12 protein-coding genes and 1 tRNA gene are annotated in these 15102 nt (G+C 60.5%); 8 read left to right on the top strand and 5 right to left on the bottom strand.

Translation table 11 applies throughout. The features are described from left to right. Positions 1–99 precede the first annotated feature (99 nt). A tRNA-Phe gene (locus FIV03_RS26245) sits at positions 100–175 on the top strand. 63 nt (positions 176–238) lie between these two features. Here the strand turns inward: FIV03_RS26245 and FIV03_RS26240 are convergent. Continuing rightward, a complete protein-coding gene (locus FIV03_RS26240; RefSeq protein WP_152511537.1) occupies positions 239–1195 on the bottom strand; it encodes a LysR substrate-binding domain-containing protein in 957 nt (318 codons plus the stop codon). A gap of 156 nt (positions 1196–1351) precedes the next feature. On the opposite strand from FIV03_RS26240, the gene chvE reads away from it, so the two are divergent. From chvE to FIV03_RS26205, 7 genes are all read left to right on the top strand, one after another. After that, positions 1352–2431 carry a multiple monosaccharide ABC transporter substrate-binding protein gene (gene chvE / locus FIV03_RS26235; RefSeq protein ID WP_022999981.1) on the top strand — a complete coding sequence of 360 codons (1080 nt, stop codon included), beginning with the start codon at positions 1352–1354 and terminating at the stop codon, positions 2429–2431. Positions 2432–2683: 252 nt separating this feature from the next. Further along, positions 2684–4198 (top strand): multiple monosaccharide ABC transporter ATP-binding protein, encoded by a 1515-nt coding sequence (mmsA, locus tag FIV03_RS26230; RefSeq protein ID WP_152511536.1) that lies wholly within the window; start codon positions 2684–2686, stop codon positions 4196–4198. An 11-nt stretch (positions 4199–4209) separates the two neighbouring features. Beyond that, positions 4210–5454 carry a multiple monosaccharide ABC transporter permease gene (gene mmsB / locus FIV03_RS26225; protein WP_152511535.1) on the top strand — a complete coding sequence of 415 codons (1245 nt, stop codon included), beginning with the start codon at positions 4210–4212 and terminating at the stop codon, positions 5452–5454. A 4-nt stretch (positions 5455–5458) separates the two neighbouring features. Beyond that, positions 5459–6454 carry an AraD1 family protein gene (gene araD1, locus FIV03_RS26220; RefSeq protein WP_152511534.1) on the top strand — a complete coding sequence of 332 codons (996 nt, stop codon included), beginning with the start codon at positions 5459–5461 and terminating at the stop codon, positions 6452–6454. 3 nt (positions 6455–6457) lie between these two features. Further along, positions 6458–8200, top strand: coding sequence for an L-arabinonate dehydratase (gene araD / locus FIV03_RS26215; protein WP_152511533.1), 1743 nt, complete (start codon positions 6458–6460; stop codon positions 8198–8200). Then, positions 8200–9123 (top strand): Gfo/Idh/MocA family oxidoreductase, encoded by a 924-nt coding sequence (locus tag FIV03_RS26210; protein ID WP_152511532.1) that lies wholly within the window; start codon positions 8200–8202, stop codon positions 9121–9123. Before araD ends, FIV03_RS26210 begins: the two co-directional genes overlap by 1 nt. Before the next feature lie 27 nt (positions 9124–9150). After that, entirely contained in the window at positions 9151–10659 is a 1509-nt protein-coding gene (locus tag FIV03_RS26205) for an aldehyde dehydrogenase (NADP(+)) (protein WP_152511531.1), read from the top strand. A 152-nt stretch (positions 10660–10811) separates the two neighbouring features. On the opposite strand, the gene FIV03_RS26200 is transcribed toward FIV03_RS26205, so the two are convergent. The 4 genes from FIV03_RS26200 to FIV03_RS26185 are packed head-to-tail and all read right to left on the bottom strand — an operon-like array spanning position 10812 to position 15071. Beyond that, complete coding sequence (locus FIV03_RS26200) at positions 10812–11582, bottom strand: FadR/GntR family transcriptional regulator (RefSeq protein WP_209009797.1); 771 nt, start codon at positions 11580–11582, stop codon at positions 10812–10814. Continuing rightward, on the bottom strand, positions 11528–12517 hold the full coding sequence (gene yjfF / locus FIV03_RS26195; protein ID WP_055659490.1) for a galactofuranose ABC transporter, permease protein YjfF: 990 nt from the start codon (positions 12515–12517) through the stop codon (positions 11528–11530). Before yjfF ends, FIV03_RS26200 begins: the two co-directional genes overlap by 55 nt. Beyond that, positions 12517–13557, bottom strand: coding sequence for an ABC transporter permease (locus FIV03_RS26190; RefSeq protein WP_152511530.1), 1041 nt, complete (start codon positions 13555–13557; stop codon positions 12517–12519). The genes yjfF and FIV03_RS26190 overlap by 1 nt, the downstream gene beginning before the upstream one ends. Further along, entirely contained in the window at positions 13557–15071 is a 1515-nt protein-coding gene (locus FIV03_RS26185) for a sugar ABC transporter ATP-binding protein (RefSeq protein WP_152511529.1), read from the bottom strand. Before FIV03_RS26185 ends, FIV03_RS26190 begins: the two co-directional genes overlap by 1 nt. Between the last annotated feature and the right edge of the window lie 31 nt (positions 15072–15102).

Raw genomic sequence — 15102 nt, 5'->3', positions numbered from 1 at the left:
CAAAAAACTTTGCCGGGGTGCTGGACAAGGTTTCAGGGAGCCTCTATAAGGACCGGGCTTTCAGCGAACGGGGCTCGCCCCGGACCACTTGCAAGGCACGCCCAGATAGCTCAGTTGGTAGAGCAGCGGATTGAAAATCCGCGTGTCGCTGGTTCGATTCCGGCTCTGGGCACCACTCTCCCTCTATAGTTTGCCAAGTTTTTCAAGACGTTGCATCGCTTCGGCTTGCGATCTGCAATCACGCGAGTATCGTTTCGCCCGTGATTGCCCGCAGGACTTCGCGCGCCACGATACGGGCGACAGGCGTCAAAACCTGACCTTTTCGGGTCAGGAAGGAGTAGGTCTCAACCGACAAGGTGAGATCGCTTTCAAGGGCTGTGATCGTGCCCGGGCTTCCGTCTGCATTTTCAGCAAAACTTGAGGCAACCGATTGAGCGACAGCGGCAATCGCGTTGGTACGCTGAACAGTCGCGACCGTGAACAGGAACGAAGACGTCGTCAGCACCTTGGTGGGCAGACCAAGCCCCTTGTCGCGCAATGCCTGTTCCGTCGTGGTGCGGATCGGGGCGCCAACAGGCGGAAGCACCCAGTCAAAACCCAGGAGGGCTTCTGCAGGCACAGGGGCTGCGAGGCGGGTCAGCGGATGATCCGTCCGGGCGACCAAGCAGGCAGGTTCGCGCAGGAGAGGGCGTTCCTCGAACAGGTCCGGATCTTCATCCACCGGCACGCGGCTGAGGGAAAAGTCGAGCCGCCCGTCCTCCAGCATCGGTGCCAGATCGAGACTGGGACCGACTTCCACCGAAATGGAAATATCCGGGTAGCTGAGGCGCACGTGACGTATTGCGGGCAGGACATATTCGATTGCAGGGCCTGTCACAGACCCGATGCTGACGTGTCCGCTCTGGCCGGACTTGTGCTGTTCGATATCGCGCCCCGCATCGGCAAACTCCTGCAGGATGCGCACACAGCGTTCGGCCAGTTTGTTGCCGATCTCGGTCAACTCGATTCCGCGGCCCGATCGCACGTAAATGTCGGCTTCTGCCACGCGCTCAACCTCGGAAATCAGACGCGAAGCGGCCGGTTGCGACATGCCAAGAGCGCTTGCGGCGTCGGTGAGGCGAGTGTGTTTTGCAAGCTCCGCGAGCAATCGCAAGTGGGAGATTTTCATTCCCCGCCGCAGCAAGTCCAAGCTCATGGCCGATTTCCGTTATTTCATATCAATTAAGGTATGTAATGATAATGAATAATAATTTGACCGTCATGTTACTTTTCCATTTTGTACTCCCCGGCATCAACCCGTGAATGCCTGTGACTGAATTGGGCCGGCTGGGATCCGGTCCGGGAGGACGATATGAAATTTGTTTCCAAGGCGCTTGTCGCGGTAGCGGCAGCAGCAACCCTTATGTCCGGCGTGGCGCTGACCGGCGCGGCAATGGCCCAGGACAAAGGCTCCATCGGCATCGCCATGCCGACGAAATCTTCGGCACGCTGGATCTCCGACGGCAATTCCATGGTCGAGCAGTTCACCGAAGCCGGCTATGAAGCAGACCTGCAGTACGCAGAAGACGATATTCCGAACCAGCTCGCCCAGATCGAAAACATGATCACCAAGGGTGTGGACGTTCTGGTGATCGCCGCCATCGACGGCACCACGCTTTCCAACGCTCTTGAAAATGCGGCAGCATCCGGCATCAAGGTCATCGCCTACGACCGCCTGATCCGTGACAGCGGCGACGTCGACTATTACGCGACTTTCGACAACTTCAAGGTCGGCGTGCAGCAGGCAACGTCTCTCGTGAACGGCCTGAAAGAGCGGTTCGGCGACGGCCCCTACAATGTCGAACTCTTTGGCGGTTCTCCGGACGATAACAACGCCTATTTCTTCTACGACGGTGCGATGTCCGTTCTGCAGCCGCTGATCGACGATGGCACGATCGTCATCCAGTCCGGCCAGATGGGGATGGATACCGTCGGCACGCTGCGTTGGGACGGTGCAGTTGCACAGTCTCGCATGGATAACCTGTTGTCCGCTCACTACACCGACAAGCAGCTGCACGGCGCTCTCAGCCCGTATGACGGCCTGTCCATCGGCATCCTGTCTTCTCTCAAGGGTGTCGGCTACGGTTCCGGCGATCTGAAGATGCCGATCGTCACCGGTCAGGACGCCGAAGTCCCGTCCGTGAAGTCGATCCTGGCCGGCGAGCAGTACTCGACCGTTTTCAAGGATACCCGTGAACTTGCCCGTGTCACTGTCGGCATGGTTGATGCCCTGCTGGGTGGCGGCGAGCCGGAAATCAACGACACCACCACCTACGACAACGGTGTGAAGGTTGTTCCGTCCTACCTGCTGGAGCCGGTTTCCGTCGACGCCAGCAACTGGGAAGAGATCCTGATCGGCAGCGGTTACTACACTGCAGACCAGGTCAAATAAGAACGACAACACCCCGGAGCATCCTGCGTTCAACTGAGCGCTCACCACCGGATGCTCCGGCACTTTGGACGTGATCAGCTTCAGGAGGATCGATCCCATCCGATTGATCTTCCGCTGGTCCGGCAGCACTTACCACCCATCGACACGGCAATTCCGCTCTTCCTCGCAGTCCTGGAAGAGCGGAATGGACCCGGACCCTGATTGTCCGGCTCGGTGGGCGGGTCTTTCCTCGGAATTCGGAGAACGGGGTCGATGGCACTCCTTTCCATGCAGAACATCAGCAAGACCTTTCCCGGCGTGAAGGCGCTGGACCGGGTCAACCTGGATGTCCAGAAGGGCGAAATTCACGCCGTCGTCGGCGAGAATGGCGCAGGCAAATCCACACTGATGAAGGTTCTGTCCGGCGTCTATCCGCACGGTCAATATGACGGCGAGATTATTTTTGAAGGCGAACCGGCCCGGTTCTCCGGCATATCGGACAGTGAAAAGCAGGGCATCATCATCATTCACCAGGAACTTGCCCTGGTGCCGCAGCTTTCGATTGCCGAAAACATCTTCCTGGGCAACGAATGCGCCAGCAAGGGCGTGATCGACTGGCGGAAAACCAACCAGCGGACAGAAGAACTGCTCGCCAAGGTCGGTCTTTCGGAGCCCCCGACGACCAAGGTCGACTCCATCGGCGTCGGCAAGCAGCAGCTCGTCGAAATTGCAAAGGCTTTGTCGAAGGACGTCAAGCTGTTGATCCTGGACGAGCCGACCGCGGCACTGCAGGAAAACGACAGCCGCAAGCTGCTTGATCTCATGCTGGAACTCAAGGCGCAGGGCGTCACCAGCATCATCATCTCGCACAAGCTCAACGAAGTCCGATATGTCGCGGACAGCGTTACGGTGATCCGTGACGGCATGACCGTGTCGAACCTCGACGCCAAGGCAGGCTTGAGCGAGGACGATATCGTTCGCGACATGGTCGGTCGGGACATGACGCACCGGTTCCCGGAGCACAGCCGAACCCCGGGCGATGTCCTGATGGAAGTCACGGACTGGTCCGTCTGGCATCCCGAGCATTCCGAACGGCGCGTGATCAAGAACGCTTCCTTCAATGTCCGGGCAGGCGAGGTCGTCGGCATTGCCGGACTGATGGGATCGGGTCGGACCGAACTGGCCATGTCCATCTTCGGCCGGTCCTATGGCCGTAACATCAGCGGATCGGTGAAGCTCAAGGGCCAGCCGATTGATGTCAGCACCGTGGATCGGGCAATTGCAGCCGGCATCTCCTACGTCACCGAAGACCGCAAGGCCCTCGGACTGGTTCTGGACGAGACGATCCGGTTCAACACGACGCTCGCCAACCTGAACGGCGTTTCCTCCGGGCCCATCCTCAAGCGCAACGAGGAAACCCGCGTTGCCGAGAGATACCGGGAAGCGCTGGCGATCCGCACGCCGTCGGTGTTCCAGAAAACGGTCAACCTTTCCGGAGGCAATCAGCAGAAGGTGGTGCTGGCCAAATGGCTGTTCACCGCGCCGGAAGTGCTGATCCTGGACGAGCCGACCCGCGGCATCGACGTCGGCGCCAAATACGAAATCTACACCATCATCAACGACCTCGCCGCGCAGGGCAAAGGCGTGGTCATGATCTCGTCGGAAATGCCGGAACTGCTCGGCATGTGCGACCGGGTCTACGTCATGAACGAAGGGGCTCTCGTCGGTGAACTTGCCGCCGGCGATGCGAGCCAGGAGCGCATCATGTCGCTCATTGTCAACGAGTGAGAGAAAAACCCATGGAACTGGCTGATAGCGACACCAATGCGACGCCGGTCGTGAAGACCAAGGGCATCGGCGAGTATATCTCCTCGCATTTGCGGCAATACGGACTGCTGTTCGCGCTGATTGCGGTGATGGCCTTCTTCGAGGTGGTTACCGACGGCACGCTGCTGCGTGCGGTGAACATCACCAACCTGCTGCTGCAGAACTCCTACATCATCATCATGGCGCTCGGCATGCTGATCGTTATCGTCTCGGGCAACATCGACCTGTCGGTCGGTTCGGTGATGGGCTTCATCGGGGCGCTCGCCGCGGTCATGATCGTCAACTACGGCCAATCGCCGTACATCACGATGATCGTCTGCCTGGCCATCGGCGGACTGATCGGCGCTGCCCAGGGGTATTGGGTCGCCTATTGGAAGATACCGTCGTTCATCGTGACGCTGGCAGGCATGCTCGTCTTCCGCGGCCTGTCGCTCTGGCTTCTCGAAGGTCAGTCGGTGGGGCCGTTCCCGAAGGAATTCCAGATCATTGCCACCGGTTTCGTACCGGACATGTTCCCGGCCGGCATGGGGGAAGCACTGGCGGATCTCTTCGGAGCTCGCAAGGTCAATGTTCTTGCGCTCGCAACCGGTGTTGTGGCCGCAGCCCTTGTGGTCTGGATCGGCATGCGCCAGCGGGCACAGAACAAGGCCTACGGCATCGAGGATGAGCCGACGAGCTTCTTTGTCGCCCGCAACGTGATCATTGCTGCCGCACTGGTGTTCGTGATGTTCAAGCTGTCCCTGTTCCGCGGCCTGCCGAATGTGCTCATCACCATGGGCGTCCTTACGATCATCTATGCCTTCATCACCGAAACGACGACGGTCGGCCGTCGGATCTACGCACTCGGCGGCAACCAGAAGGCTGCCAAACTGTCCGGTATCAAGACCGAACGACTGACCTTCCTGGCTTTCACCAACATGGGCGTTCTGGCTGCTGCCGCGGGTCTCGTATTCGCTGCACGTCTCAACACCGCAACGCCCAAGGCCGGCTTCGCATTGGAACTGGACGTGATTGCGGCCGTCTTCATCGGCGGGGCGTCCATGTCCGGCGGGGTCGGCACCATCATTGGCGCGGTTGTCGGGGCTTTCCTCATGGGCGTGCTCAACAACGGCATGTCGATCATGGGCATCGGTATCGACTACCAGCAGATGATCAAGGGCCTCGTGCTGCTCGCAGCCGTAATTTTCGACGTCTACAACAAGAACAAACAGGGGTAACGCTATGCTGATTTCCCAGATCCTGGATGATGCCGGCAAACGTGCCGTGGTCGTCCGCAACGGCAGCGAAGCTTCTGTCCTGAAGGGAGTTGCCTCCACCTACGAGCTGGTTCAGGAAGCCATCGCAAAAGGCCAGAGCCTGACCGAATGCATCCGAGGACATGAACTTGGTGCGGCGGTCGACCTGGAACAGCTGGCCTCCGAAGGCCGGTTGCTGCTGCCGATCGATCACCCGGACGCAGCCCATATGCATCTGACCGGCACAGGGCTGACGCACCTGGGGTCCGCGGCAACTCGTGACGCCATGCACGCCAAGGCGAAGAACGACGATGCCAACGTCACGGACAGCATGAAGATGTTCCAGCTCGGCCTTGAAGGCGGTCGGCCGCAGCCGGGTCATGTCGGCGTCCAGCCGGAATGGTTCTACAAGGGCAACGGTTCCTGCGCGGTGGCGCCGGGCGGTGATCTTGTCAGTCCCGGTTTCTGCGAGGATGGCGGCGAGGAACCGGAGATTGCCGGGGTATATGTTATTGCCGAGGACGGAACGCCGTTCCGTGTCGGCTTCGCGCTCGCCAACGAGTTCTCCGATCACGTGATGGAGCGCCAGAACTATCTGTACCTGGCACATTCCAAGCTGCGTCCGGCCTCCTTCGGGCCGGAGCTGATGGTCGGTTCGCTTCCGGAGAAGGTTGAAGGTACCAGCCGGATCTACCGTGACGGCGCAGTGCTTTGGGAAAAGCCATTCCTGTCGGGCGAAGGCAACATGTCCCACACGCTGGCGAACCTGGAACACCATCATTTCAAGTATGACGTTTTCCGCCAGCCGGGCGATCTGCACGTACACATGTTCGGCACGGCAACGCTTTCCTTCGCCGATGGCATTGGCTGCCGGGAAGGGGACGAGGTCGAGATTTCCGCGCCGGGGTTCGGCGTTCCCCTGAAAAACCGCTTGGCTTTCAAGGCTGCGGAAGCCGGGGCGGCTCAAGTGAAGGTTCTTTAGATCATGGCATTCAAACCGGCGAAATGGCCGCGCAAACTGCGGTCGACCGAATGGTTCGGCGGCACCAGCCGTGACCACATCTATCACCGCAGCTGGATGAAGAACCAGGGTCTGCCGGACGACCTCTTCGATGGTCGCCCGGTTATTGGCATCTGCAACACCTGGTCTCAACTCACGCCCTGCAACGCGCATCTGCGCGATCTGGCGGAGCGCGTCAAACACGGGATCTACGAGGCCGGCGGCTTTCCGGTGGAGTTCCCCGTGTTCTCGACCGGCGAGAGCACGCTGCGTCCGACCGCGATGATGTTTCGCAACCTTGCCAGCATGGATGTGGAAGAGGCGATCCGCGGAGCACCACTGGATGGTGTCGTCTTGCTGGTTGGCTGCGACAAGACCACGCCTTCTTTGCTGATGGGCGCAGCCTCCGTCGATATTCCGGCAATTGTCGTCACCGGCGGCCCAATGCTGAACGGCTGGTTCCAGGGCGAACGGGTCGGATCCGGCACGCACCTCTGGAAATTCTCCGAGGCGGTGAAGGCTGGGGAAATGACCCAGGAGGAGTTTCTGGAGGCCGAGGCCGCCATGAGCCGGTCCCCAGGCAGCTGCAACACTATGGGCACGGCATCCACCATGGCCTCTATGGCCGAGGCGCTCGGCATGGCGCTGTCCGGCAATGCCGCCATCCCGGCTGTCGACAGCCGCCGCCGGGTGATGGCGCATCTCTCCGGCCGGCGGATCGTGCAGATGGTGAAGGACGATCTGAAACCGTCCGATATCCTGACCCGGGAAGCCTTCGAGAACGCCATCCGCACCAATGGCGCCATTGGCGGATCGACGAATGCTGTCATCCACCTGCTGGCCATCGCCGGCCGTGTCGGCATAGACCTCTCGCTTGATGATTGGGACAAGGCAGGTCGGGACATTCCGACCATCGTCAACCTGATGCCCTCCGGCAAATACCTGATGGAAGAGTTCTTCTATGCAGGTGGTCTGCCGGTGGTGATCAAGCGCCTCGGCGAGGCGGGCATGCTCAACAAGGATGCCATCACCGTTTCCGGCGAGACCATGTGGGACCAGGTCAAGGACGTGAAGAACTGGAACGAGGATGTCATCCTGCCGGCGGATAAGGCGCTGACCAGCCAGGGTGGTATCGCGATTCTGAAGGGCAACCTTGCACCCAATGGCGCTGTCCTGAAACCGTCTGCCGCGTCGCCGCATCTGATGCAGCACAAGGGCAGGGCAGTGGTCTTTGAGGATATCGATGACTACAAGGCCAAGATCAACGACGACACCCTCGACATCGACGAAACCTGCGTCATGGTGCTGAAAAACTGCGGCCCCAAGGGGTATCCGGGCATGTCGGAAGTCGGCAACATGGGCTTGCCGCCCAAGGTGCTGAAGAAAGGCATTACCGACATGGTCCGCATTTCGGATGCGCGCATGTCCGGCACGGCTTATGGCACCGTTGTCCTGCATACCTCTCCGGAGGCGGCTGCCGGTGGACCGCTGGCTGTGGTGAAAGACGGCGACATGATCGAACTGGATGTTGCGAACCGGACAATCCATCTCGACATTTCCGAACAGGAATTGTCCGCACGGCTTGCAGCATGGAAGCCGTCGCACCATGTTCCGGACAGCGGCTACGCCCGTCTGTTCCATGACCACGTCCAGGGTGCCGACACCGGCGCCGATTTCGACTTCCTGAAAGGCTGTCGCGGTTCCGCAGTGCCGAAGGATTCACATTGATGGCAGAAAAACTGGCGCTGGTGGGCATCGGCAAGATTGCCCGCGATCAGCACATTCCGGCAATTGCCGGTAATCCGGACTGGCAGCTGGAGGCGGCGGTCAGCCGTCACGCCGGCGTTGACGGGATCGATCACTTCCAGACGATCGACGAGCTTCTGGAAAAGCGGCCGGATATCACCACGGTCTCGCTCGCCATTCCGCCGCAACCTCGGTTCGAGTATGCGGCCAAGGCCTTGAAGGCCGGCAAGCATGTGATGCTGGAAAAGCCGCCGGGTCAGAGCCTGGCCGAATGCTATGCGCTGGAGGCACTTGCAAGGGAACACGGGGTGACGTTGTTCGCCACCTGGCACTCCCGCTACGCCGACAGCGTGCCGGCGCTGAAGGCATTCCTTGCCGAACGCACGTTGAAACGGCTCAAGATCACCTGGAAGGAAGATGTTCGCCGTTGGCATCCCGGCCAGGAATGGATCTGGGAGCCGGGTGGCATGGGGGTCTTCGATCCAGGCATCAATGCGCTCTCGATCCTGACCGAAGTTCTTCCCTATCCGGTTCACCTCACCGGTGCGACGCTGGAGTTTCCGGAGAACCGGGCAACGCCGATTGCCGCCGGGCTGACCTTCGCAGATCCGGTTGGTGCGGAAATGTCCGCCGATTTCGACTGGCGTCAGGAAGGACCCCAGACATGGGACATCGACGTTGAAACCGACCGGGGCGCCGCAAAGCTGTCACTTGGCGGTGAGAAGCTGGAAATCGACGGTGAGCCCGTTATACAGGGGGCGAACCATGAATATGCCAACCTCTACGTCCGTATGGCGGATCTGGTGAAATCGGGCACGAGCGACGTCGATCTCTCGCCGTTGATCCATGTGTGCGACGCCTTTTCTCTTGGGCGGCGCGTCATCACTGATCCGTTCGAATTCTGATCCATCTTCAAAACCAGAAGGTTTGACATGACTTTTATGCCTCACGGAAAGCAGCTTGTTGCAGGGCAATGGGTTGCTGGCGATGCAACATTCACCTCCGAACCGGCGCATGGCGCGTCTCACGCTTTTTCCGTCGGTACCGCCGACCAGGTGGACGCGGCCTGCCGCGCAGCGGAAGAAGCCTTCTGGAGCTATGGTTATTCCAGCAGTGAAGAGCGGGCGAAATTCCTCAATGCCATTGCAGACGAGATTGAAGCCCGTGCGGACGCCATCACCGAGATCGGCACTTCCGAAACCGGTTTGCCGGAAGCGCGTCTTCAGGGCGAGCGTGGTCGCACCACCGGCCAGTTGCGCCTGTTTGCCTCGCATATTCTGAAAGGCGATTATCTCGACAAGCGTCATGACGAAGCTCTGCCGGACCGTCAGCCTCTGCCGCGCCCGGACCTGAAGCTGGTCCAGCGCCCGATCGGACCGGTCGCGGTCTTTGGTGCTTCCAACTTCCCGCTGGCATTCTCGACCGCCGGCGGAGATACGGCATCGGCTCTGGCTGCCGGCTGCCCCGTGGTCGTCCGTGGCCACCCGGCCCATCCGGGCACCGGTGAGATCGTCGCCGAGGCGATCGCCGCAGCCATCAAGTCCTGCGGCCTGCATCCGGGTGTCTTCTCCTTCATCCAGGGCAATGGTTTCGAGGTTGGCCAGGCGCTTGTTCAGCACCCGCTGATCACCGCCGTCGGTTTCACTGGCTCCCTGCGTGGCGGCCGTGCCCTGTTCGACATGTGCGCACAGCGCCCGGTGCCGATCCCGTTCTTTGGTGAACTTGGTTCGGTCAACCCGATGTTCCTGCTTCCCGAGGCGCTCTCCGCTCGCGGCGAGGCAATTGCAAAGGGCTGGGCCGGATCGCTGACAATGGGTGCTGGCCAGTTCTGCACCAACCCGGGCGTTATCCTGGTGCTCGAAGGTCCGGATGCGGACGCCTTCGTTGCGACAGCAACAGAAGCCCTCGGCGGCATTGGCAAGCAGACCATGCTGACAGACGGAATTGCGGCCGCCTACCGGTCCGGTTCCAAGCGGGTTGCCGCTTCCAGCGGTGTCCGCGAACTGATCGGCACGTCCTGCGAGACCCGTGAAGCCGCGCCTTACGTCTTCGAGACCACTGGCGACAACTGGCTGGCCAACGAGGAACTGGGCGAGGAAGTCTTCGGCCCGCTCGGCATCGTGGTCCGCGTGAAGGATGAAGCACAGCTTCTGGAAATCGCCAAGAGCCTGGAAGGCCAGCTCACCTGCACGTTGCAGATGGATGCCGGCGACAAGGACCTTGCCCGCAAGCTGATGCCGGTGCTGGAGCGCAAGGCAGGCCGCGTGCTTGCCAACGGCTTCCCGACCGGTGTGGAAGTTGCCGACAGCATGGTTCACGGTGGGCCTTACCCGGCATCGACCAACTTCGGCGCCACCTCCGTCGGCACGATGGCTATCCGGCGCTTCCTGCGCCCGGTCTGCTACCAGAACCTGCCGGACGACCTGCTGCCGGCCAGCTGAGCCGGGTGGGCGATCAAATGACGACCTCATCCTGAGGAGGACCTTCAGGTCCGTCTCGAAGGATGGGCACCTTGCTCTGAACAAGTGGCCCATCCTTCGAGACGCGCACAAGTGCGCTCCTCAGGATGAGGCGTTTTTTCAAGTTTGAAGCCTCAGATATTCAGTTCGATCTTCCGGCCGGCCAGGATGACGGCGACCATGGCGTCATGAGCGGCCTTCGCGTCTCCGGCCTTGATGGCCGTGACGATGGCGCGGTGACGCTCGACGAACTCGTAGGTTTCCTGGTCGTTGCGCTCGTTGGCCTCGGCAATGAAGAGGGAGTAGAGCGCGGCCTGAACAAGATCTCCAAGCGATTGCAGGAAGCGATTGCCGGAGAGCTTCAGAATCATCTTGTGAAACTCCAGATCGGCCACGGCCACGGCAGCCCTGTCCTTGCCGCTGGCAAGGTTGTCGCAGAGTTTGGACAGGGTCACGCATTCCGCATCGGTTGCGCGCTTGGCGGCGCTGCCTGCCGCCGCCGGTTCGAAGATCAGGCGGATCTCGAACAGGTCTTCCAGAAACGGACGCTGGTTGTTGAGCGCAGCGTGCCAGCGCAGGACGTCCGGATCGAACATGTTCCATTCGGATGCGGGCCGGACATGGGTTCCAACCTTGGCTTTCGACTGGATCAGGCCTTTTGCGATCAGCGTCTTCTTCGCTTCCCGCACCACCGTGCGCGAGACGTCGAACATTTCCGAAATGTCCGGGTCCAGGGGGATCATCGTTTCCGGCGGATACTCACCTGCAACGATGGCTCTTCCCAGTTGCTCGACAACCTGATCGGTATGGTTTCCGATCTGGCTTCCCAACCCGCCGGTGGCGACGAAGGTCATGATTGCGCGGCGAACTCTGTCGCTGGTTTTCTGCGCAGTGTCGTTGCCCAAGTGAGTCCCTTCTGAAGCAAGATGAAGCCGAAGAGCAAACCGCCGATCACGATCTTTGTCCACCAGCTCGAAAGCGTTCCGTCGAACACGATAAAGGTTTGTATCAACCCCATGATCAAAATGCCAAAGAATGTGCCTGCGACAAAACCAGTGCCGCCGGTAAGCAATGTGCCGCCGATCACCACCGCCGCGATGGCGTCGAGTTCGACCCCGACCGTTGCCAGTGAATAGCCGGCGGACGTGTAGAGAGAGAAGATGATCCCGGCTAGTCCGGCAAGGCCGCCTGACGTGGCGTAGATTCCGATGGTGGTTCTTGCCAGGGGCACGCCCATCAGCCGGGCTGTCGACAGCCCGCCGCCAAGTGCATAGACATTCTGGCCGAAGCGGGTGCGGTGAGCGACGATGATCCCGACGAGGAAGGTCAGCAGCATGATCATGCCGGTGAGCCGGAAACGTCCACCGCCCGGAGCCTTCCAGTAAAGCGACTGCAGTGTGTCGTAGAACTCATGGGTGATCGGCACGCTGTCGGTCGACAGCACATAGGCCGCGCCGCGGGCCAGGAACATGCCTGCCAGCGTGACGATGAAGGGCGGCATCTCCAGATAGTGGATCATCGCCCCCATCGCCGCGCCGAAGGAAATGGTGATCGCCAGTACCAGGACAAAGGCGACCAGCGGATGGATCGAGGTATCCCTCAGGATCACAGCCAGAAAGACGCCGGTAAAGGCGATCACCGAGCCGACCGAAAGATCGATACCCCCCGAAAGGATCACGAAGGTCATGCCGACGGCGGCTATTCCAAGAAAGGCGTTGTCTGTCAGAAGGTTCGCGACGACCCGTGTCGACAGCATCGCCGGGTATTGCGACGCGCACAGCGTGTAGGCCAGCACGAAAGTCGCGATGGTGATCAGAAGCGGCAGATGAGTGGAGCGGATCATTGCGGGCTTTCTTTCGCTTCCTTGATGGGGTCGGACGGCTGGGGCTCCGCGGAAGCCCGCAAGATGTAAAGCGCGTGTTTCACGGTCGGAGACTGGATGACCAGGATCGCGATGATGATAAGTGCCTTGATGACCAGGTTGAATTCAGGCGGCATGCCGGACAGCAGGATCACCGAATTGACCGACTGGATGATCAGGGCTCCGAGCAGTGACGCCATGATCGAAAAACGCCCGCCAAGCAGCGAGTTGCCACCAATGACCACCGCAAGGATGGCATCAAGTTCCAGCCAGAGACCGGCATTGTTGGCGTCTGCCCCCTTGATGTCCGCCGCGACGATGACACCGGCCAGGGCCGCGCAGACACCGGAAATCAGATAGACCGAGATGATCAGCACACGGCTGTTGATGCCCGCAAGGCGCGAAGAGCTCTCGTTGATGCCGATTGCCTCGATCAGCATGCCAAGCGCGGTCTTGCGGACGACTGCCGCAACCGCGAGCCCAAGCCCGATCCAGATCAGGATCGGGGTCGGAATGCCCAGGATCGTGCCGGCGCCCAGGTGGATGAGGCCGGGATCCAGGAAGGTCAGGATCGTTCCCTCCGTCACCAACTGGGCAATGCCCCGGCCGGCCACCATCAGCACAAGCGTTGCGACGATCGGCTGAATGCGCAGGACAGCAACCAGCACGCCGTTCCACAGGCCGCAGATCGCACCGACGGCAAGCGCACCGGTAAGGGCGACGTGCCAGCCATGTCCATCCACGGCAAGGGAAGCGGCAACCGCACCGGCAATTGCCATGACAGCACCAACCGACAGATCGATGCCTCTGGTCGCGATGACCAGTGTCATGCCGATACACAGAAGGGCGGTTGGCGCGGCACGATTGAGCACGTCAATCAGATTGCCGAAGAGGCGCCCGTTCTGGAATTCTATCCGGAAGAAATCCGGGAATACCATGAAGTTCAGCATCAGAACGGCAGCCAGGATGATCAGCTGCGGGGTGATCCGACGGAGGGTGTTGTGAACATGTGCGGTCATCAAACGGCCTCCGCCATGGGTTCGTCGGCAATGGCCGCGACAATGTTGGAAGTCGTGATGTCGTCACCGGCAAGTTCGCAAACCTGACGCCGGTCACGCAGCACGATCACCCTGGTGGAATAGGCGACGAGCTCCTCCAGTTCGGACGAGGCCACAAGAAGCGCCATGCCGTCTTCGCGCAGCTTCTCGATAAGGGCGATGATTTCCGCGTGGGCGCCGACATCAATGCCGCGTGTCGGTTCATCCAGGATCAGGAAGGCCGGATTGGTCGCCAGCCATCTTGCCAGCAGTGCCTTCTGCTGGTTACCGCCAGAAAGCAGGCGGATTGGCATGTCCAGGCTGGCGAGGCGAATGTCGAGGGCCTTGACATAGGCTTCCGCCAGTTCATTGACCTTTGCTTTCGGTAGTGGCCGGAACCAGCCCTGGCGGGCCTGCAGAGCCAGAATGATGTTCTCCCGTACGGAAAGATCGCCGACGATACCGTCGCTCTTCCGGTCTTCCGGACAGAGCGCAAACCGGTGCGCGACGGCCTCACGCGGGTTCTTGATGGTGACCTTCTTGCCTTCCAGCAGCGCTTCGCCCTGGTCAGCCTGCACGGCACCAAAGATGATTTCGGCAGTTTCGGTACGTCCGGACCCCAGAAGCCCGGCAAGGCCGACGACTTCGCCCTTGCGCACGGTCAGGTCAAACGGCGTGATCATGCCGCGTTTGCCGAAGTTCGTCAGCTCGATCAATGTGTCGCCGGTTGCCGACGGGGCGCGGTCGTGGATGCGATCTTCCAGCTGCCGGCCGAGCATCAGCGTCACGATCTCGGTCTGGGTTGCGTCTGCAAGCTGACGGGTGCCAACCACACGGCCGTTTCTCAGCACTGTTGCCCGGTCGGAGATCTCGAACACCTGGTCGAGAAAATGCGTGATGAAGACAATGGCAAGGCCACGCGCCTTCAGTTTTTCAATGACCGAAAAAACAAGGTCGACTTCGTCCCGGTCGAGGCTGGCTGTCGGTTCGTCAAGGATCAGAACCTTGCCGGAAAGCTCGACGGCGCGGGCAATCGCGACCACCTGTTGTACGGCGACGGAATAGGCCGACAGCGGTTCGGCCGGATTGACGGAGAGGCCGAATTCGGCAAGCAGGTCCCGCGCCATCTTCATCATCTTGCGCTGGGAAATGAACCCGTGCCACATCGGCTGACGGCCGAGAAAAAGGTTCTCCGCAACGGTCAGGTTCGGTAGCAGGTTCACTTCCTGGTAGACGGTGCCGATACCCAGTTTCTGGCTGTCCTGAGTGCTGTTGGGCGAGATTTCCCGGTTGTTCAGGAGGATGGTGCCGGCATCGCGCCGATAGGCGCCGGTCAGGCATTTGATCAGGGTGGATTTTCCGGCCCCGTTTTCGCCGAGCAGCGCATGCACTTCACCCGGATAAAGGGTCAGGTCCACTGCATCCAGCGCTATGGCTCCCGGAAAGAATTTGGATATGCCCCGGCATTCGAGCACAGGGTCGGTTACGCTCGCCATGTATCGGCTTCCCCCGAAGTCGGACTTCCTG

The organism is Labrenzia sp. THAF187b, from assembly GCF_009363375.1.
GTDB classification, from domain to species: Bacteria; Pseudomonadota; Alphaproteobacteria; order Rhizobiales; family Stappiaceae; genus Roseibium; species Roseibium algicola.
The sequence above is the reverse complement of the archived record's forward strand: the minus strand, read 5'-3'. Positions and strand labels throughout refer to the sequence as shown.